Source organism: Bacillus sp. JJ1533 (genome assembly GCF_036965045.1).
Taxonomy (GTDB): Bacteria; Bacillota; Bacilli; order Bacillales; family Bacillaceae_L; genus Ferdinandcohnia.
The window spans coordinates 50,058-70,382 of record NZ_JBALOV010000004.1; the positions used below are offsets into that span (position 1 = coordinate 50,058).

The following is a 20,325-nucleotide window of genomic DNA, read 5'->3' on the forward strand; positions in this document are numbered from 1 at the left end:
TTTTATAGGGAGTGACCACCCCTTTGAAAGAGTAGTCACCCATTCTAATTATTTTGAATCATCAATTGCTTTCTTCAATACCTCTGCTGCTTTATCCATTGCTTCTTGAGAAGAAATGCCTCCACTTAAAGCCTCCACAACTGCATCTCTTATGTCCGTTGTAACCTTAGAAATAACAACTTGATTTCCCCAGTCGTTAGCTGCGGCTTCTGGTGTATTTTCTAATTCGTTAGAGAAGACTTTAAACATTTCCTTACCAAACTCATAATCTAATTCATTATTATCCAATCTTGCACTCAAAAATAGGGATTCCTGGTTAAACTTAGCGTTAACTTCTTTTGATGATAAATACTTAACAAATTCAGCTGCTTCTTCTTCAACTCCAGAGTTTTCAAATGCCATAAAATACTTTCCACCTGGCACTGATGAACGAATTTCTCCTTTTGGAAGATACGTTACACCCCATTCGAAGTTTTCAATATCCTTGTAGTTACTTAACATCCAGTTCCCAGCAAGATGTGCTGCAGCAGTTCCAGAACGGAATAGGTTATTAGGGTTTTCTCCACCAAGCCAAACCGAGTCTGGAATGATTTCTTCTTCATGAAGCTTAATGAAATTATCTAAAGCCGCAACACTTTCTTTACTATTAATTGCAGGTTCAGTAAGATCTTCATTAAAGATACTTCCACCGAATTCATAAATCATTGTTGAATAACGGTGAGGGGTGAAGTCTACTAATAGTCCATATTTTGCTCCGCCTTTTTCTTTTACTTGTTGAACAGCATCAGCAAATTCATCCCAAGTCCATACCTCGTCTGGAGATTGTGGAACTTCCACTCCAGCTTTATCAAACAAAGTTTTGTTATAAATTAAGCCATTAGCTGTTACATCCATTGGTGTAGCAATGATTTTTTCGCCTTTAACATAATATGGCTTAATGGAAGGTAAAAACTGTGATGTAAACTCGTCAACTCCACCTACATATGGAGTAAGGTCTAATGCTTGCTCAGCAAAAATCCCTGTATCTGTTATTCGAGCAAGTGCAGGTGGCTCTCCCCCAGCAATCATTGTTTTAAGTTTTGTTGTAAAATCTGAATATGCAACCTCAATTAAATTAATTTCAATATTTTCATTGCTCGCTTGATAGTCCTTGATGATGTCTTTCATCACATCACCCTCAATACCATCAGTAAACCAGAGAAAATCTAAAGTGACCTTTTTGTCACCAGATTTACCTGACTCTTTAGAGCTAGAACTGTCTGAACATGCAGCAACACTAATTAAAAGAACAGCGGCAACCAACAACATAGAAAGTATTTTTACAGTTTTCTTCATTGATTTTCTCCCCTTTTTACTTTTTTTATATCAATTCTAGCAATCTTAGTTCCTCGTTAATTCCAATCCTTCAATTAACAGCAAAATGGCTAGAGCTTGACCATAAGTCATTGGACTAATCGGGATATCTTTATAAAATTCATCATTCATCCCAACTGGTGTCCCGTATGAGACCTTCTGAACCACACCATTATCATCAATTTCATTTAGGGTGGCTAGTAACGCCTTAATTCCGACTTTTAGGAATTCTTTATCTAAATAGCCCAATCTAACACCTTTAAGAATTCCATATGCAAATGCAGCTGTTGCGGAGGTTTCCTCATAAGAATTTGGATCATCTAGAACTGTGTGCCACAATCCGCTATTCGATTGAATTTTTGAAAGTGCTTTCACTTGTTTATACCAAGTATCTAAGAGGTACTCTTTAAGTCCCTTTTCAACATCTTCAATTTCGAGGAACTCTAGTAATCCACATGTATACCAACCATTGCCTCTTCCCCAACGAACTGCCCCATAATTATGATTTTCATTAAAATCCCAACCATGAAAGAACAAACCCGTTTCTTTATCGTATAAGTATTTAATATGAACAAGAAATTGTTTTTTAGCTTCCTCAATATAGTCTGGTTTATTAAAAAATCTGCCAGATTTCGCTAGAAAGAGTATCGTCATAAATAGGGTGTCTATTAGTATTTGACCGTCGTTTGGATCTCCTGTAATCATATGCTGTAAGGCCCCGTCACCAGTGCGAATCATGTCTTCCATAATCCATGCGCTCCATTCCTCACACACATTTATATATTTCTGGTTGTTGGTTTCCTCTGCTAGATGTATAAGGGTAAGCAACGGTGACATTGTGTTGACATTTTTTTCAGGAAGTCCTTCACGAATTCGGTCGTCAAACCAATTAAGTAAAAATTGGAAGGTCTCCTCATCATTTGTTGTTTTATAGTATTTATATAAACCATAAATACCGACACCCTGCGGCCATTCCCAGAGGTTAATATCGATTAATCCTATAGGGAACTTTTCTTCAAAACTAGTATCCTTCTTCAGGGATTTCATTGCAGTTGATACTAGATTTATTTTTGTATTTATCATTTCCGAGCTTATTACCATTTTTCAAGAACTCCTTCAGTTTGTTGTTCCAAGTATGCTTCTACGGTTCCGTTCACTTTTAAAGCGTCTGTATAGGAACTTTGAATAATTCCATGAATTGGATCAATAAACATAAATTCGTCTGTACTTTCTTTCATAGTTGCATCCTTCATCATTCCTACAAACTCTGCAAAACTTGTAAATTGTTTCACACTACTGATGCGAATTATCCATGTATTAGATCGGCCATGTGAAATTAACTCACGATTTTGATTCTGTCCTTGATCTTGCAGCTCAATTCCGTTTTGTGCATATATCCCAACAAAGGAATCTTCTATTTTTCCAAAACACCATTTATCACTTATTTCAACTTCCTCAAATGCTGTTATAGGAAAATAGGCATGTGTGTATTCAACTTCATTGTTCTGTTCAATTCTATAATGCACAATTGCGAGATCTTGATATTGATCGACTTTTGGAAGGATACCATTTCCAGCCCAAAAACTTGGTCGACCTGTACCTAATTCAGTTTCTTCCCCAGGATGGTTAACCCAAACAATTGCCTCCGGACTTAGAGTACAATGCACTACATGCTCTGAATACCCCTTCTTAGAAGGTCTGTATGATACCGCACTTGATAACAGCCCAAAATGATTTTTAAACGTATAGAGATTGACAAATCCCTCAGGTCCTTGATGATGTTTAAAAATCATATTTTCATCTGGCTCTAGATTAATCAATGAATGGTAATCTGGTGGTACATATTCTGAAACACTAAATGATGTTGTGGCAAAGGTTGCATTATTGAGATTTCCGACACCATAAGCAATCCAGAGTAATGCGGTTGTCGCATTATTATAATTTCCTTTCAATTCCTTCTCATAGATACGGCCATGAGAACAAGAGAGATAACCATTATGACTATTCAATGCCATCAAACGGAATGTAGTATCTAAAGCCTTCTTTGCAGCTGCTTTAAGATTAAGGTCATCCACTAGATCATATACCTTCAAGAATCCCATCACATTGATGGGAATATATGCACTAGAATTCCATTCGGCCAGACCCTCTGCATCGAATTTCGCAAACCACTCAAGAAGCCTTTTCCTAGCCTTTTCCTTATGCTCAAATCCTAATATCCCTGCATTTGGGAAGTTTTCATTTGGAAATAACTGGCCAGCGAGGTATTCACATGTATGGAAAAGCAATGCATGGTTTTCACTGAAAAACCACATGACATCATCACCAGGCTCATCAAACCAATAGCGATAATTTAAAATTGCCTGTTTGCACTCTTCCCATAAATGTTCTCCAAACAAGTTTGTTTCCCGGAAATCAATCCAAAAACGAAATAACTGGTTGAAATAAAAGTCGCTACAATCAAAACGTGAATTAATCACATGTAGTGTCTCTCTCACAATGGATTCTACTACCTCTAATTCCATACCTAATTTCGCTAAGCTATATGCTCTATGCATGTCATGATTCCCATACTTCGAAATAAACGAGAGAGCTTGCTGCTTCCTTGATTGAATGTTCTCATCTATATTCACTGGAACTACTTTTTCTGGATGAACCTGAAGGAACATGTTTTTTGGAATTACGATATTTTGATATTTCAGTAGGATTGTTAGCAGTACATTTCCCATAGTTAGGTCCTCGATATTCCCTAACTTTACTTCTTTACTTCCAGTTTGAACACGTGTTGATAGTACATTCTTATTGCTCCACCATTCCACTTTGAAGCTACTATTTAACTCAAGTTCTTCTGATAATGGGTTTTCAAAATATAGAATCACATCACCATTCTTAATCACATCACTTGAAAAATGAGCTCTGTTTAATGAATCCTCTAATAAATAAATATCTGCTGGATTCACTTCTCCAATTGGAAGTTCAATATTTAGTGGGAGTGTACCTAAATAATCCATTCGGAAATAATACAAGGTATCTCTTTCCGCTAGATCCTCAAAAAGCACGGTAAATGTATTTTCTCCCTCTCGAAGCATTACCTCGAATTGTATGCTTTTCTCTTCATTTCTTGTATATGGTGAAAATCTTATTATTTTTTCATCATTTACCCACAGAACCACACTTCCACATGTAGTCAGACGAAATGTCGCCTTAGTTTCTTTAGTAGAACGGATTGATGATACAGCCCAAGATTGCAAATGGGTTGGTTGTTGCCAAAAACCTGACAGTTCAACTTTTTTGTTTTTCCACGGAAAGTATAACTGCCATTCTTTTTCACTAGAAACATGGTTCAAATAGTTACCAGGGGATATCTCTAATGTGTTTATCTTTTCTTTTTCTACCTTTTCCTCAAACCCAATAAATTCCTTTCGACTTGGGTTTTCAAAAACGGCAAAACCTTCTGTTAACCAACGATTCAAGTCACCAGAAACATTCATGGATATTTGCTTGAATGATTTTTCCTGTTCAAAAGGACCTGCAACTAGCCATCGATTCAATGGTTGATTTTCATATAATTGGTAGCTAAGATGATTCATTATTCCCCTCCTCTCACTTGGAAACGCTTGCAATTAAAGACAAAAAAATATTTCCTACCTTTAATTCTAATAAAAGGAGGAAATATAAAAGGTTTAATTTTTTGAGTTTTAGGTTGAAAATATTGACTTATTTACCTCTTTTGAAATTAGATGGTGTTATCTTTACTACTTTTTTAAATACCTGGCTAAAATATCTTGGGTCGGTATAGCCTACTTTTGTAGCAACTTCATTAGCTTTAAAATCAGTTGTTTCAAATAGTTTTTGAGCCATCTGAATTCTTTTTTCTGTTACAAAGTTACTTAGATTTTTACCTGTCTCTTTTTTAAACAAGCGGCTTAAATAACTAACATTCACCTTAAGCTGATCTGCAATATACTGAGCGCTTAAATCTGGGTTTGAGTATTGGAACTCTATGATTTGCTTTGCTTGTTTAACGATTCCGAGATTATTTTTATTCATTGTTTCATAAAGGTGCTTTTTTATTTCGAGACACGTTTCCTTCATAAATTGTTCTAATTCATCAAATGTCTTACATTTTTCTAATTGTTCATAACCAACATACATTGAGTACTCTTTATCCCATTTAGTCGCAATAAATCCGAGTTTAATTAGAAGTTCTAAACTATGATTTATAACCATTTGCTTATTGTTCAAAACTTTGAGTTCCTTAAAGACGGTGTCGAATTGCTTTTCAGTTTTATTCACGTCCCATTCCTCGAAGCTATCTATAAATCTCATTAATCTTGCAGAGAATTCATTTGTACCGTTTCCTACTATCACTTCTTCATAGAGATGTACCTTTCCCTTCCCTACAAAGAAGCTTTTAGATATTGCATTTAATGATTGTAAGTAAGATGCATGAATCGAATCTATAGATGTGTACAATCCCCCGATACCTATAGAAAATGAGTCTTTATTTTTATATAAAAATGAATCTAAAATATTTTCCGATAACATTTGCAACCTTGTTTCAATTACCTTGTTTGGTATTTTGGGAGAAAAGGTTGGCAAGATAATGATTTCATTACTGTTGGTTATAATTCTTGTGGTAACATTCTTGCTTTTAAATAATTGTTCAATTAAATCTGTCACCTTCTCAAATGTTTGATTGTCTAGTATATCATTATATCCTTGAACTGTAATAACAGCACCTTTACCTTGGTTAAGTCGAAGGTTACCAATATGATGATTATTCACCACTCCATCTATAACTATGTCGTGTAATAATGATTGTTCTATAATTGGGAGACTTTCCTGTAGAACTACTTCCATATCTTCATAGTTTTTTTCAATTACTCTAGTTTGTTCAATTTTCTTTACTGCTTTCCTAATAACACTCATAACCTCATCTTTATCTGTTGGCTTTAAGAGGTAATCAAAAACACCATATTTGATTGCTTCTTTTGCATAGGTAAATTCATCATAGCCAGACAAAAGAATCATTATAATCCCTTTATGATTTCGATTCACAAAGTCAGCTAATTCAAGCCCTGTTTTCCCCGGCATGACAATATCGGAGACGACAATATCTGGGTTTAACTTATTAATTAGTTTTTCTCCATCAAATCCATTCATTGCAGTCCCACATATTGTACATCCCAAGCTAGTCCAATCAATTAATTCAGACAAGCCTTTACAAATAAACGGTTCATCATCAATGATCAGTACTCTGTACATTTTTATAGCCCTCCCTATGAACAGGTAAAGTAAGCTCAAATATAGTACCTACATTTATGTTACTTTCTATTTTTACTCCATTATCCTCTCCATATAAAAGACTAATTCTATTCTGCACATTTAATATCCCATTTCCTGTTCCCTTTAAAAGATCACTATTTTCGTAGTTACCATTTAATAATGCATTTACAGTTTCTTTACTCATCCCTGCTCCGTTATCCATTATTTGAATGATTAATTTATTATTTTTAATGGATCCATTTATAAACAAATAGCCATTCTCAATCTTTTTTTCTATTCCATGAATCATTGCATTCTCAACAATTGGTTGCAGAATAAGTTTTGGTACGAGGCATTTTTTTGCAGCAGGGTCAATATGAGTTTCATAGGTAACCTTATCCTGAAATCTAATCTGTTGAATGGTCATATAATCCTTAATATAATTCATTTCCTCTTCAAGTGTAATGAACTCTTTTTTATTTTGGATACTTGATTTTAATAGCCTACTTAAGGCGATTGTCATCTTACTCACTTCATCTGTTTTTCCAAACTGCGCCATCCAATTAATAGCATCAAGCGTGTTGTAAAGGAAATGTGGATTAATTTGAGCTCTCAAAGCACGTAGCTGGGCATCCTTTTCATTAATATCCTTTTGATAAATATCAGAAATCAATGTATTTATTTTATTCATCATTCGATTAAAACTCTCTCCAACTCGACCTAGCTCGTCCTCACGATCAAGCTCAACCTGTACATTGAAGTTATCTCTTTCAACCTCATCCATTACGACACTCAACGTATTTAGTGGTTTTACAATATAATTCGTTAAAATCCAAATGATGATGATTCCAAATAAAATTCCAACAAGCCCAATTAAAAAGATTGTCTTTTGAATAAAAGCAGGTCCTTTCGTTATCTCATTCAAACTTATTAGTGAAATAATTTTCCAACCCGTTAGTTGCGATTTATTAACGCTTACAATCATTTTACCGTAAAAAGGAACATCGACAAACGAATCACTTTTCAGTGAATTATAATCTACATTTGATAGCCAAGACGAAACCTTGTTCATTTCTTTATCCTTTGAGTTTGAAAGAATCACATTGTTTTCGTTATCAATAATAATGATATGCCTTTGTTCCGATGGATCAAATTTTTGAACTCTATCCTGTAAGTAGGATTCCTTCATGGACATCGTTAAATATCCAATTACCTTCATTTTGTATGAATGAATATCGTAAATAACACGATTTGCAGTTATCAATGATTGTTCCATATTCCATGTAACTTTTCCGCTCGTATTATAATTTGTTGGATGGAGTTGATTGAAATAGTCGTAGCTTTGATCATTCACACTTCTTCGTAAATTGACTCGCGCGTTCTTCGTATCATAAAGATAGATGAGGTCCACTTCATCAAACATCAGTGTTTCCTCAACAACATTTGAAGACATATACTTATTTAGAAGATGCTTCTCTTTTTCATCATTATAATCTGTCTGCAAGAGGCTTTGTATCTCTTCATCAAATGTAACTTCATCCATAACTCGATTAAAGGATTCTACCATATTATCAATACTCTTGCTGATTTGAGTTACCATTATTGTGTTATATCTTATGGCATCATCCAGTTGGATTCTTACCGCAATCGTATATATAATAATTGCAGTTAAGCCTATAATGACACTTAAAATAATAGAATTCCAGAACAGCATTCGATTCTTAAGATGGCGAAACTTAGGAAGACGAAATCTTTGCATTGGCTTTCACCATTTCCCCTGAAGGATAATTTTTCACTGTATTTTTTATATTTAATATCGCGTTTTGTGAAATCCACATGATTACATAGCTTGTAATACTTGCTCCGAAGAAGAAAAAGACCGGTGGAAACGTTGAAAACAAAAGATATAATAGGATACCAGCGCAAATAATAGAGAATGTACTTATGGGTTTGTATACCCCAATTAATGTAGCAAACTTTAAACAGTGTAAAATACTAACCTCGTACGAAACGAAGATTGGAAATATATACACCAATAACAAACAATAGAGAAGAATGGCAATAATGGCCAATACAGAGAGTATCATAAAAGGCATGCTGTCAAAATTGATAAACAAATTAAAATCAACATACAAAACAATTCCAATTACTGTTAAAAGTAGGCCAAGCGTATTCCCTTTTATAAAGCATTTTTTAAAAGTTTGCCAATAATGGATAAAAATTGGAAGCCCTGTTTCACCTTTAAGCCATTTTTTTGAAATATCGAACATGGCTACAGTGGATGGAAATATTCCAAACACAATGCCTCCAAGCAATGAAAACAAAACCCATAGTATATTTAAAAAAGCTAATCTCATAACCCATTCACATAATGTGTAAAAGCCTTGCATTAATCCTTTCATGCTAATTCTCCTCTTGCCTTATTATATATGAAAGCGAATCCATATATTTTTACTATAACAAAAAATTTGTTCTTCACCTACCATTTAAAAATGGTAGAACTGTGAATTTATTTTTTAAAACCATAAGAATTTAATTCCATTCAAATAGCCGTATCCCTAAAATAAAGGATACGGCTATTTGAATTATATTACCTTGCCAACCAACCGCCATCAACAGCGAGTGTGTGGCCATTCACGTAATCGGATGCTCGGCTTGCTAGAAATACGACCGTTCCCATTAGGTCAGCTGGGGATGCCCAGCGTGCTGCAGGGATACGTGATAGGATTTCGGCATTGCGCTTTTCGTCTGCACGGATTTGTGCCGTGTTGTTTGTTGATACATAGCCAGGTGCGATTGCGTTTGTCTGGATTCCGTATTCAGCAAGTTCATTAGCAAAGGACTTGGTAAGTCCGTGTACAGCATGCTTACTTGCTGTATATGGAGGAACAAACTTTCCACCTTGGTAGGATAGCATGGACGCAACATTGATGATTTTGCCGCTCTTTTGCTCAACCATTACTTTAGCAGCCTCTTGGCTTAAAATATAAAGAGAGTTTAAGTTCAAGTCGATGACCGCATCCCAATCCTCTTCCTTGTATTCGAGAATGGGAGAGCGACGGATTGTACCTGCGTTGTTTACTAAAATATCCACTTTTCCGTATGCTTTTACACAAGCAGCTACTACTTCTCTTGCATTTTCACGTTTGGATAAATCCGTTTGGAAAAATTCGACACGACGACCTTCACTTTCGATTAATTCCCTTGTATCATCCCAGCTAGTGCCGTGTGTCGTAATAAACAGGTCAGCCCCCGCTTTTGCTAATGCAACCGCGAAGCCTTGGCCAAGTCCAGTTGCTCCGCCAGTTACAATGGCAACCTTACCTGTTAAAGTGAAAAAGTCTAATGAAAAATCAGACAATTGTGTTGTCATTTTTATGTCCTCCAAGTCTCTTATCGTAGATCTTCCATTGCTACAACATCCATGTCCGTGTACGTAATGTTTTCTCCACACATACCCCAAATGAATGTATAGTTGCTAGTTGCCGTACCCGTATGAATGGACCAGCTTGGTGAAATTGCTGCTTGCTCATTTTTCATCACAAGATGTCTTGTCTCATCAGGTTGGCCCATGAAATGGAATACGCGAGTTTCTGGCTCCATATCAAAGTATAAGTAAACTTCCATTCGGCGCTCATGTGTGTGACATGGCATTGTGTTCCACACGCTTCCTGGAGAAAGCATCGTTAGACCCATCTGTAGCTGGCAACTTTCACATACGTTTGGATGTACATATTGATAGATTTTACGCTCGTTCAGTGTTCCAGGCTCGCCTGCTTCTAATGGTGTAATTTCATTAATATCAATTTTGACAGTTGGATACTTGTGGTGTGCTGGTGCTGAGTTGATATAGAACTTCGCTGGATTATTCGGATCTTTTGAACGGAATAATACTTCCTTCGTCCCCTTACCAACATATAGTCCATCTTGACGAACCATGTTGTACTCTTCTCCATCAAGGATGACCAATCCTTCGCCACCGATGTTGATAATTCCTAATTCACGGCGCTCTAAAAAATACTCCACACCTAATTCTTTATCAAGTTTAATTGTTAATTCTTGGTCAGCAGGTGTAACGCCACCAAAAATCATGCGGTCGTTATGTGTGTATGTTAAATGTACCTTGCCAGGCTCGAATACTTTTTCCACCAAAAATTGCTTTCTTAGTTCATCTGTATTAAATCGTTTGATTTCCTCAGGATGATTTGCATAGCGTGTTTCCATTTTTGTTTCCATTACATATTCCTCCTAAAAGTAATATTTTTTTATATGAATATCTTTACCGGACGATTTTACCTGGGGCATTTTCAGCAAATGCTTTGATATCCTCTTCCGAAAAGATATTGCTATCTCCATGAACAGTATGTTTTAATGCAGAAGCTGCCGTACCAAAGGTGATAATTTGCTCGGGCTCATGTCCCTCTAAAATTCCAAAAAGAATGCCAGAAGCAAACGCATCTCCGCCTCCAACTCTGTCAACTATTTGGTTAATGTCATGCACCCTCGATTGGTACAACTCCCCGTTTACAAATAAATTCCCTTGTAATCTATTATGTGAAGCAGAAAGTACTTCTCTAAACGTAGAATATAAGAATTTAAGATTCGGATACATTTCCGTAATCTTTTTATAATAAAATGCTAGTCTCTGAGACTGATCTAAAGTTTCGCCCGCTGCTTCAATTCCTAATAAGTTAAGCGCATCCAATTCACCACAAGAGCAAATATCGACATATCGTAAAAATGGTTTCATTGCAGCAGAAGCTTCTTCGAGGCTCCATAATTTTGCTCGGTAATTAAAATCAAAGCTCGTCGTGACTCCTAGGTCTTTGGCCACCTTTAAACCTTGCAGGGTTAATTCCTGTAATTTTTTCGATAATGCAGGCGTAATCCCTGACACATGAAAGAGATCCGCACCTTGTAAAATTTCAGCAAAGTTAATTTCATCCGTAGATAACTGAGCAAAACTCGACCCTTTTCGGTCATATGTCACTTGTGCACTTCTTTCACCTACACCTGTTTCCAGGTAGTATGTACCGAGGCGCTCTCCCCCTTTTAAAAGGTAATCGGTATGAATGCCAAATGAGAGTAAATGTCGTTCATATGCTTGCCCGAGTGGATTGTTCGGTACTTTCCCAACAAAATAGACATCATAGCCAAAACGTGAAAGGGATGCTCCCACATTTGCTTCTGCTCCACCGTAATGCATTGTGAGCTTATCCGTTTGAAAAAGACGTTCTCCTAGGTTAGTAGATAAACGAAGTAAGGGTTCCCCAAATACAACAATCTTTTTCATGGTTTACGCCCCTCTTGCTTCTTTAACTTTAGCGACATATTGGGCTGCGTATTCGGTTATTTTGGCGTAGTCTCCTGTTTTGGCAGGGGCTACTAAATTCCCGCCTACACCTACTGCAACACATCCATTTTTAATCCATTGATCAATATTCTCGAGGCTTACTCCACCCGTCGGCATAATGTTGACTTGTGGAAGTGGCGCTTTAACCGCTTTCACAAAATCTGGACCAAAGGCATTCCCTGGGAAAAGCTTAATAATGTCAGCACCTGATTCAAGCGCATGTTTCATTTCCGTAATTGTCATGCATCCCGGCATATATGGGATTTGATACAAGTTACATAGTTTAGCAGTTTCTTTATCAAAGCTTGGGCTTACAACAAACTTTGCTCCTGCTAAAATAGACATTCGTGCAGTAGTTGCGTCAAGAACAGTTCCGGCTCCGATTACAACATCAGTCTGTTTGTAAATTGAAGACAGTTCCTTAATAACCTCGTCAGCACCATCGACTGTAAAGGTCACCTCGATTCCAACGATTCCACCCTCTACACAGCTTTCTGAGATTTTAATCGCTTCTTCTTTTGAGTCAGCTCGGACAACTGCGACAACGCCGCAATCTGCGATTTTTGAGAGTATCTTTATTTTTTTCATGGTTTCCTCCAAAATCTGTTGACTATTTCCTATTTGGAAATTAACTTTATTATATGGAAACTTACAAGATTATTATATATAATAGTGTAAGGGATTTCAACCAATAAATTGGTATTTTTAGAAAATTAGCTAAAAGTGAGTGATTACCTTGCAAAAAAAGAAACAACCATACGGCACCGTCCTGATAAAAGCGGACAATATTTTAAAATACCTGTCCACTACGGACAAGCCGCAAAGCCTTCAACAAATCGCAAAAGAAACTGAATTAACTAGCTCTACCGCATTAAAAATTTTAGATACTCTTCAATTAATAGGGTATGTGCATAAGGATGAGGAAACTAAAAGGTTCCGCTTAGGAAAGGCCATCATCAAATACGCAAACAAAGCATTAAACTCAACCGAAATAAAAGATCTGGCACAACCCTATTTGGAAAAACTCAGGGAACAAACAACTGAAACCGTCCATATGGGCATCCTTGACCAATCAAACATCATTTACATCACAAAACTAGAGAGTTTCAATCCAGTCTCCTTGTACTCTCGTGTCGGAAAAGCCATCCCACTCTATTGTTCTGCAATGGGAAAATCTATCCTAGCCGACCAAAGCGACGACCAAATTGAAGACTACTTGAACAACCATACGTTAGAAAAAAAGACAGAAAACACGATTACAACAAAAGAAGATTTTATGAAGGAAATCAATGAAATCCGCAAAAACGGGTATGCATTTGACAATGAAGAACACGAACAAGATATCTTCTGTGTAGGAGCAAGCATAACCGTTAACGGCAAAAACCACGGCGCATTTAGTGTCAGTGTGCCAAAATACCGAATCACCGATGAATTCATTACACAAATCATCGAATATGTCCTTGCTTGCAAAAGAGGGATTGAGAGTGAATTAGGCTAATGGGACAAAGGTCTCCTTCCCAGCCATTCCTACTTTTTACTAAAGATTTTTATGTTAAAGAAACTTCCAATTATAAAAAATATCAAAAAACTTATTGACCTTCTTTACCCTCTCTGTTAATATACCAATATATTAAAAATCAATGACGAGAAAGAGTACGATTGGAATTCTGTTCCCCAGAGAGTCGACAGTTGCTGAAAGTCGATGTTCAGAGCCATCCGAAAATCATCTCAGAGATGCAAAGCCGAAAGAAGTAAGCTTTGACGGGGAGTCCGCCGTTACGAAGGAACACGTATGATGGTACGTTAGTGAGTGCCGTAGTCTAATCGATTGCGGAATTTGGGTGGTATCGCGAGTTAACCTCGTCCCTTTTTATAGGGGCGAGGTTTTTTGTTTTTCGTTGGGACAGCGGACCTGTCCCTCCGTCTCAGAAAGTTATATTAATAAAACAAAAAAGGAGAGTTTTAAGATGAAGAAGTTAGATACGTTGTTTATTGGATTTATGTTGTTTTCCATGTTCTTTGGAGCTGGAAATTTAATTTTCCCGCCGTTTTTAGGCGCTGGCGCTGGTACAAATTTTTGGAGTGCGATGCTTGGATTTATCGTAACCGGAGTTGGTTTACCCGTTCTTGTTATCTTTGCTGTTTCCCTTGTTAAAGGTGGTGCACAAGCCATGGGCGATCGTGTCCATCCCGTATTTAGCACCGTCTTTATGGTTGCAGTTTATCTATGTATCGGTCCTTTTCTTGCAATTCCAAGAAACGCAAACGTTGCGTTCGAAATGGGAATTACCCCATTTTTACCTGAATCAACCAATACAGCTCTAATCCTATTGCTTTTCTCAGTCATCTTCTTTGGAGTGGTCTATTTTATCAGCTTAAACCCAAGTAAGATGGAACAATATATGGGGCGCTTCATTGCACCAACCTTGGTCGTTGCTATTGTTATTTTAATCACTGTCGGATTATTTAAGATGGATACACCGTTCCTTAGCCCAACAGAAGGATATCAATCAGGCGCGTTTTTCACAGGATTCCTTGAAGGATATAACACAATGGATGCTCTAGCCTCTTTAGCATTCGGAATTGTCATCTTAAACGCTATTCAAAAAAGAGGCATCCAAAATCGTTCACAGTTGACACAATATACATTTAAAGCTGGAATTATTGCAGGTATCCTACTGTCTGCCATTTATGTTGGAATTGGATTAATCGGGGCAAAGATGGCCGGTCAGGGCACATTTGAAGATGGTACAGGAATTTTATCATCTGCAGCAACCATGTTATTTGGACAAAGCGGAACGTTATTACTCGGTCTGATTTTTACATTAGCTTGTTTTACAACCGTTGTTGGATTAACAACTGCTTGTGGACAGTATTTCTCAAACTTACTTCCAAAGTTGAGCTATAAAACTGTTGTACTTATGGTAACGTTAGTCGGATTTACCCTTTCAAACCTTGGATTGGCTCAGATTTTAAAAGTCTCTGTTCCTTTCCTAGTAATGACATACCCACTTCTAATCGTGTTAGTGGTATTAACCTTCTTTAGTCGTTATTATAAAAATGTCAAAGCTGTGTATGGTTCTGCCATGTTGTTCACAGGTGTTTTCGCGCTAATCAGTGGATTGAATGCATTTGGTCTTGACCTTGGACCTGTTCAAGATATGAAAAATATGCTTCCACTTGCATCTGCTGGATTAGAGTGGATTGTTCCCGCTCTCGTTGGTACAGCATTGGGCCTTGTGATGAGTCAATTTAGTAAAAGCCCTGAAATTGTTGAGGCCAAGATAGAAGCATCATAAAATGAAAGGATAGGTACCTTGAATGGGTACCTATCCTTTTTAGTCTGTTTTGATATCTAGTAATTTTTGGCGTAATTCGGTTTCCATCGAAGCTAGTTCAAGCTCGGCTTGACGTCGCTTGTTACGGCCTTCTTCTTGGATACGTAACGTTTCCTCTAATGTAGAAATGAGGTTTTCCTTCGTTTTCTTCAATGTTTCCACATCGACTAAGCCACGCTCATTTTCCCTCGCTGTTTCAAGGGTATTGCTCTTTAACATTTCAGCATTCTTCAATAAAAGCTCATTTGTTGTTTTAGCCACTTGTTTTTGTGCTTCCACTGCATGACGCTGTCTGATTAATGTTAATGCAATCGCCACTTGGTTTTTCCATAACGGAATTGCCGTCATGATTGAAGATTGAATTTTTTCTACAAGAGCTTGGTTAGTGTTTTGGATTAAGCGAATTTGTGGTGCGCTTTGAATCGTGATTTCTCGACTTAACTTCAGGTCATGAACACGTTTTTCAAGGCGGTCTGCAAACTGAACCATGTCATTTACTTCTTGAACCTTCATTTGATCATTTGTTACTTCTGCTTGTTTCTTTAACTCTGGGATAACTTGTTTATGCATCTCTTCAAGCTTCAGTTCACCCGCTGCAATGTACACATTTAATGCATCAAAATAATCCTTATTGTTGTCGTAAAGCTTCTCCAAAATCGCAATGTCGGATAAAAGAACATTCTTACTTCGTTCAAGCTTCACACTAATTCGATCAATTTGAGCCCCTGTTTTTTGGTATTTTGATAGTACCTCTTGAACGGAATTAGAGATTTTTCCAAACATCCGTGCAATCATTGACCGCTTTTCAGGATTCAATTCTTCAGGCTTCATGTCATCTAGACGGTGCATGAGTTCTGAAATAATTTTTCCAACTTCACCCACGTCATTCTTTTGCACATGCTCAAGCATTGTATTTGAAAATGAAAGCAGTTTGTTTTGAGCTGGCGTTCCATAGGAGATCATCGCTTGGTGATTCGTTGGGTCAATTTGTTTCGCTAATTGCAAGGCTTTTTCCTTATTTTCCTCAGGCAATACATCCACTAATCGAACAGGCTTCGTTTCATCTTCTTGTGAAATGACAATTGGATTTTCCTGTTGCTCATCTTTTTTCTCATCAAATGGATTCGCAAGTAATTCATCCATTAAATTGCTGGGTTCTTTATATTTTGGAGAATACTGTTCACTCATACTCAATTACCTCCTATTTTGATCAAGAAATGCAGAATCATTTGCTTGTTTATTCGAATTCTTAGCTACATCAATTTCGAAATGCAGGTCTTCAATATCATTCGAGAGCATTTTGTGTAAATCCTTCTCAATCGTGTTCGTTAATTCTTCAAGTACCCGCCGCGTTTCGTGAAGCGACCGTTCCAGTTCACTATTTTTCTTCGGTTGGGATGAAAGAAAAGCATACTTTTCGGATAACTCCACAACTGAATCAAGATGTGAAAAATAGAATCGTTCCGCTAGGTAAAAGCGTCGCGGTTCGCTCTTCGTTAAGCGATAGATTTTCTTTGTGACACGATGCAGGTCAACCCTTTGCTTTAGTGACGGGATGTGACGAACGGTAAAAAGGGATTTATTTAGTCGGGCAAGTTTTTTCTTTGCTTCTTTTAGATTTCTCTCTATATACTGATATTCCTTCCTCGTAAGGCGATGTTTTCGCAAAAAAGATTGTTTGAGAATGGCTGACGTGCCGACGTAGGCAATTCCGCCCCCTATTAATGCAAATCCAGACGAAAGTAGGAAAGTTTGATCAAATGCAAAAAAGCTTACTAACCAAATAGTAACCGTTGTCGGTACTGAAATGAACGATTTAACAATAAAAGCGAGAAACGAATTCATATCATCGACTCCTAACATTCTGTCTTACTATTATATACGAACCAACCCGAACGTTGGTTTCAAAAACTTTCGAGGGAAAAATTGGTGATGTGGCTGTAGCATTGGCGTCCTTGTTCGGATTTGATAATGATTAACTATTCTTGGTGTTGTGAGCTTGGTGCGGGACTTCATTACTTCGATCAACAGGATTTCCACCACACAATACACCCTTTTCCCCTTCAATCTTCTCTTTTTCCTCTACTTAACTATACTATAAGATATTTATTCAAACTATGGACCTAGAATTTACAAGAATCTAAGACTTGAGGCGTATTTTACCGATAACACGCTCCACCACTACCCTAATTATAGTCATTTTTTAAAATTTTAGTAAATTTTCTGGAAAATTTTCATAGTATGTAGTATAGTACATTATATCACTAATGCACTAATGTACATAATCACCTAAGGAGGTGTTTATATGAAGTTTAAGCAGGATGGCGCAAAGCCGATTTATGTTCAAATTTCAGAATGGATCGAAACCGAAATTTTAAGTGGAGCGATACTTGAGGATCAAAAGGTGTTTTCACAGTATCAGCTTGCGGAGATGTTCAATATTAATCCTGCTACGGCAGCTAAGGGGCTGAATCTCCTGGCAGACGAAAATATCCTCTATAAAAAACGAGGCTTGGGGATGTTTGTGACGAAGAATGCGAAACAATTTATTTTAGAGAAAAGGAAAAGTCAAACGATGAAAAATCTAGTTTATGAGCTGGTTTTGGAAGCGGAGCGTTTAGGAGTTAGTGAAATAGAGTTGGTCAATATGATTAAAGCTGAAAAAGAACGGCAAAGGGGGAATCAGAAGTGAATGCAATTGAAGTTCAAAATGTATCCAAACTCTACGGTGGTCTAAAAGCTTTAGATCAACTTACTTTTACGATTGTGCCAAATACCATCACTGGTGTAATCGGGAGAAATGGTGCCGGTAAAACAACCCTATTGAAAATAATCTCCGGATTTTACCCTGTTTCTTCTGGAGAGGTTCGCGTTTTTTCGGAAAATCCATTTAATAATTTAAAAATATCTGCCAATCTCATTTTTGTGGACGACAATATGGTCTTTCCACCTTGGTTAAATTTAGCTGAAATCTTGAAAGCCAGTGCAAGCTTTTATCCGAATTGGGATGACGAAATGGCAAAACGTCTATTCGATTATTTCGATTTAAATCCAAAGCAGCTTCATCATCATCTTTCTAAAGGAATGAAAAGTACATTTAATATTATCATCGGTCTTTCCTCCCGCTGCCCGATTACAATCTTCGATGAACCGACAACTGGTATGGATGCAGCGATACGAAAGGATTTTTACAAGGCATTATTGAAAGATTATATCGCACATCCTAGAACCATCCTCTTTTCAAGCCATCTTCTCAACGAGATTGATACTATTCTAGAAAATGTTCTTCTCATTCGGAATGGTAGTGTAGCGCTGCATAAACCGATTGATGACCTGAAGGAGTATGCAGTTGGCGTTCGTGGAAAAACAACGCTTGTCGAACAGGTTACGAAGGGCATGGAAGTCATTTATGTGGAGGAATTCGGTGATGACTATATTTATTCTGTTGTAAAGGATGTTTATCCAGAAGCCACCTGGTTAGAAGCAAAAAAGCTTGGCCTTGAACTATCACCTGTTGCAACAGAGGACCTTTGTGTGTATCTCACGGCAAAGAATAAGGGAGGGATCAATGATGTCTTTAACTAATGCTAGTTTTCTTGATGTCATCAAAAAGCAATTGTTCTTTAAAGTTCGGGCTTATTACGGTGCATTTACAAGCCTTGTAACAGTCCAGGCAATTGCACTCTTGTTTTCTTTTAATGGCGTTGGACAGATGGGGCTTGGTGGTAATTTATCGATTTCGAGTTATTCCGGAAGCATCATCTTTGTTTTTACTGCTTTTTGGGCTTTCATTACGGCTACCACTTTAACGACAAAAGCCTATCATTATATAGATTTTTCATTTGTGACAAACAGAATGAGTAGTCATCTATCAACAGTTGGGATGCTTATTGTTTACTCATTTATCGCAAGTATCGGCTCCACTTTTGCAGGGATTTTATTAAGGGTAATCCTCTATTTTAAAGAAGGTAGTGAAAAAATAATCGCGAACCATTTTTTCATTCCATTCTCTGATTTATTAGTCGGCATTTATATTGGTACCTTATATTTATTGTTATTTGCAACATTAGGATATTTCATTGGAATGTTTACTCAAATCAATAAACTATTCGGATTTATGATTCCAGCACTATTGATTGGATGGGCGTTTTATGAAGTAAGTGCAAATGATACGATTAGCTCGATTACATTCTTTTTCACTGAAACATCCATTCTTGTTTTTACAATTAAAGTTGTCGTTACAATTGCCGTAATGGTATGGATTGTAATTGCTGCAACCAACCGATTGGAGGTTCGAAAATAATGTCAATAATCGGTACATTCATCCTTCCAGCGATCATCTTGTTTATTATAGCGGCTGTTTTACTTACTGTATTTTTTGGTAAAAAGTTTAATGGTACGAAAAGTACGAAAGTTTTACTCGGAACGTATTTTATCATTTTAGTCGCAACCGTCATTGTTTATTATAGCATCCCTCAATCTAGCTTCTTTGCATCGGAGAGCGATACTGAAAATTTGACCTATGACCAAATTCATCAAGCGATTGAACAAGGTAAAATCGAAAATGTCGAAGCGATTAAAGAAAAAGAAAGATGGAATATTCCATTTGAGCAAAAGGAACTTAACATTCAACTATTTGAAAACAATAACATGTATGCGATTTTTGATCGAAAAGAAAACGAAGACAAAACCATTGAGGTCATTTATTATGTGGCGAATACGAATTTTAACGGGTATGATTTTTATGAAGAAATCCCAGTACCAAGCGTTACAATCGAAGGAAATTATTTGACGGCGTATCCCCCAACGGACAATCAGGTTAAGCTTTATAGCTTTCATAATGATTTTGTGATTTCCCAATTTAGGGGCGGAGGAATTACGGATGATTTCGAAAGAAGGTATGAGGACGATAAGCCACTTAATTATGAGTTTCTCATCGTCCGTGTTCCGAAAAGCATCGAGCTAATTGGGAGCGAGTTTGTGAACTTTCTTGGAGAATGAATCAAGATAAGG

At 36.9% G+C, this 20,325-nt stretch carries 18 protein-coding genes and 1 other annotated feature; of the genes, 6 read left to right on the forward strand and 12 right to left on the reverse strand.

The genetic code is table 11. From position 1 onward, the window contains the following. Positions 1 to 48 precede the first annotated feature (48 nt). From V7138_RS02085 to V7138_RS02130, 10 genes are all read right to left on the reverse strand, one after another. Positions 49 to 1,335: an ABC transporter substrate-binding protein gene (locus V7138_RS02085; protein WP_335393800.1), complete on the reverse strand. Its 1,287-nt coding sequence runs from the start codon at positions 1,333 to 1,335 to the stop codon at positions 49 to 51. A gap of 45 nt (positions 1,336 to 1,380) precedes the next feature. After that, positions 1,381 to 2,454 (reverse strand): beta-galactosidase BglB, encoded by a 1,074-nt coding sequence (gene bglB / locus V7138_RS02090; protein ID WP_335393802.1) that lies wholly within the window; start codon positions 2,452 to 2,454, stop codon positions 1,381 to 1,383. Continuing rightward, the gene (locus tag V7138_RS02095) at positions 2,448 to 4,943 is read right to left on the reverse strand and encodes a hypothetical protein (RefSeq protein WP_335393804.1); all 2,496 of its coding nucleotides are present in this window, start codon (positions 4,941 to 4,943) and stop codon (positions 2,448 to 2,450) included. The genes bglB and V7138_RS02095 overlap by 7 nt, the downstream gene beginning before the upstream one ends. 127 nt (positions 4,944 to 5,070) lie before the next feature. Beyond that, a complete protein-coding gene (locus V7138_RS02100) occupies positions 5,071 to 6,621 on the reverse strand; it encodes a response regulator (protein WP_335393806.1) in 1,551 nt (516 codons plus the stop codon). Further along, complete coding sequence (locus tag V7138_RS02105; protein ID WP_335393808.1) at positions 6,599 to 8,380, reverse strand: cache domain-containing sensor histidine kinase; 1,782 nt, start codon at positions 8,378 to 8,380, stop codon at positions 6,599 to 6,601. Before V7138_RS02105 ends, V7138_RS02100 begins: the two co-directional genes overlap by 23 nt. Continuing rightward, on the reverse strand, positions 8,358 to 9,023 hold the full coding sequence (locus tag V7138_RS02110; RefSeq protein ID WP_335393810.1) for a YesL family protein: 666 nt from the start codon (positions 9,021 to 9,023) through the stop codon (positions 8,358 to 8,360). The genes V7138_RS02105 and V7138_RS02110 overlap by 23 nt, the downstream gene beginning before the upstream one ends. Positions 9,024 to 9,211: 188 nt before the next feature. Continuing rightward, the gene (gene kduD, locus V7138_RS02115; protein WP_335393812.1) at positions 9,212 to 9,994 is read right to left on the reverse strand and encodes a 2-dehydro-3-deoxy-D-gluconate 5-dehydrogenase KduD; all 783 of its coding nucleotides are present in this window, start codon (positions 9,992 to 9,994) and stop codon (positions 9,212 to 9,214) included. Between the two features lie 20 nt (positions 9,995 to 10,014). Further along, positions 10,015 to 10,845: a 5-dehydro-4-deoxy-D-glucuronate isomerase gene (kduI, locus tag V7138_RS02120; protein ID WP_335394028.1), complete on the reverse strand. Its 831-nt coding sequence runs from the start codon at positions 10,843 to 10,845 to the stop codon at positions 10,015 to 10,017. 55 nt (positions 10,846 to 10,900) lie between these two features. Next, positions 10,901 to 11,914 (reverse strand): sugar kinase, encoded by a 1,014-nt coding sequence (locus tag V7138_RS02125; protein WP_335393814.1) that lies wholly within the window; start codon positions 11,912 to 11,914, stop codon positions 10,901 to 10,903. A gap of 3 nt (positions 11,915 to 11,917) precedes the next feature. After that, positions 11,918 to 12,562: a bifunctional 4-hydroxy-2-oxoglutarate aldolase/2-dehydro-3-deoxy-phosphogluconate aldolase gene (locus V7138_RS02130; protein WP_335393816.1), complete on the reverse strand. Its 645-nt coding sequence runs from the start codon at positions 12,560 to 12,562 to the stop codon at positions 11,918 to 11,920. 148 nt (positions 12,563 to 12,710) lie between these two features. Between V7138_RS02130 and V7138_RS02135 the strand changes: the two genes are divergently transcribed. Both V7138_RS02135 and brnQ read left to right on the forward strand, forming a co-directional pair. Then, positions 12,711 to 13,472, forward strand: coding sequence for an IclR family transcriptional regulator (locus tag V7138_RS02135; protein ID WP_335393818.1), 762 nt, complete (start codon positions 12,711 to 12,713; stop codon positions 13,470 to 13,472). Between the two features lie 133 nt (positions 13,473 to 13,605). Next, positions 13,606 to 13,845: a binding site (T-box leader), on the forward strand. 96 nt (positions 13,846 to 13,941) lie between these two features. Further along, the gene (brnQ, locus tag V7138_RS02140; protein ID WP_335393819.1) at positions 13,942 to 15,273 is read left to right on the forward strand and encodes a branched-chain amino acid transport system II carrier protein; all 1,332 of its coding nucleotides are present in this window, start codon (positions 13,942 to 13,944) and stop codon (positions 15,271 to 15,273) included. Between the two features lie 39 nt (positions 15,274 to 15,312). Here brnQ and V7138_RS02145 read toward each other — a convergent pair whose 3' ends face one another. Next, a complete protein-coding gene (locus V7138_RS02145; protein ID WP_335393821.1) occupies positions 15,313 to 16,500 on the reverse strand; it encodes a toxic anion resistance protein in 1,188 nt (395 codons plus the stop codon). A gap of 6 nt (positions 16,501 to 16,506) precedes the next feature. Beyond that, positions 16,507 to 17,157, reverse strand: coding sequence for a 5-bromo-4-chloroindolyl phosphate hydrolysis family protein (locus V7138_RS02150; protein ID WP_335393822.1), 651 nt, complete (start codon positions 17,155 to 17,157; stop codon positions 16,507 to 16,509). 460 nt (positions 17,158 to 17,617) lie between these two features. On the opposite strand from V7138_RS02150, the gene V7138_RS02155 reads away from it, so the two are divergent. From V7138_RS02155 to V7138_RS02170, 4 genes are read left to right on the forward strand one after another with little or no spacing between them, the layout of a single operon-like run. Continuing rightward, complete coding sequence (locus tag V7138_RS02155) at positions 17,618 to 18,004, forward strand: GntR family transcriptional regulator (RefSeq protein ID WP_335393824.1); 387 nt, start codon at positions 17,618 to 17,620, stop codon at positions 18,002 to 18,004. Further along, positions 18,001 to 18,897, forward strand: coding sequence for an ABC transporter ATP-binding protein (locus V7138_RS02160; RefSeq protein WP_335393827.1), 897 nt, complete (start codon positions 18,001 to 18,003; stop codon positions 18,895 to 18,897). Before V7138_RS02155 ends, V7138_RS02160 begins: the two co-directional genes overlap by 4 nt. Next, the gene (locus tag V7138_RS02165; RefSeq protein ID WP_335393829.1) at positions 18,884 to 19,615 is read left to right on the forward strand and encodes a hypothetical protein; all 732 of its coding nucleotides are present in this window, start codon (positions 18,884 to 18,886) and stop codon (positions 19,613 to 19,615) included. Before V7138_RS02160 ends, V7138_RS02165 begins: the two co-directional genes overlap by 14 nt. Further along, the gene (locus V7138_RS02170) at positions 19,615 to 20,313 is read left to right on the forward strand and encodes a hypothetical protein (RefSeq protein WP_335393831.1); all 699 of its coding nucleotides are present in this window, start codon (positions 19,615 to 19,617) and stop codon (positions 20,311 to 20,313) included. Before V7138_RS02165 ends, V7138_RS02170 begins: the two co-directional genes overlap by 1 nt. Positions 20,314 to 20,325 lie beyond the last annotated feature (12 nt).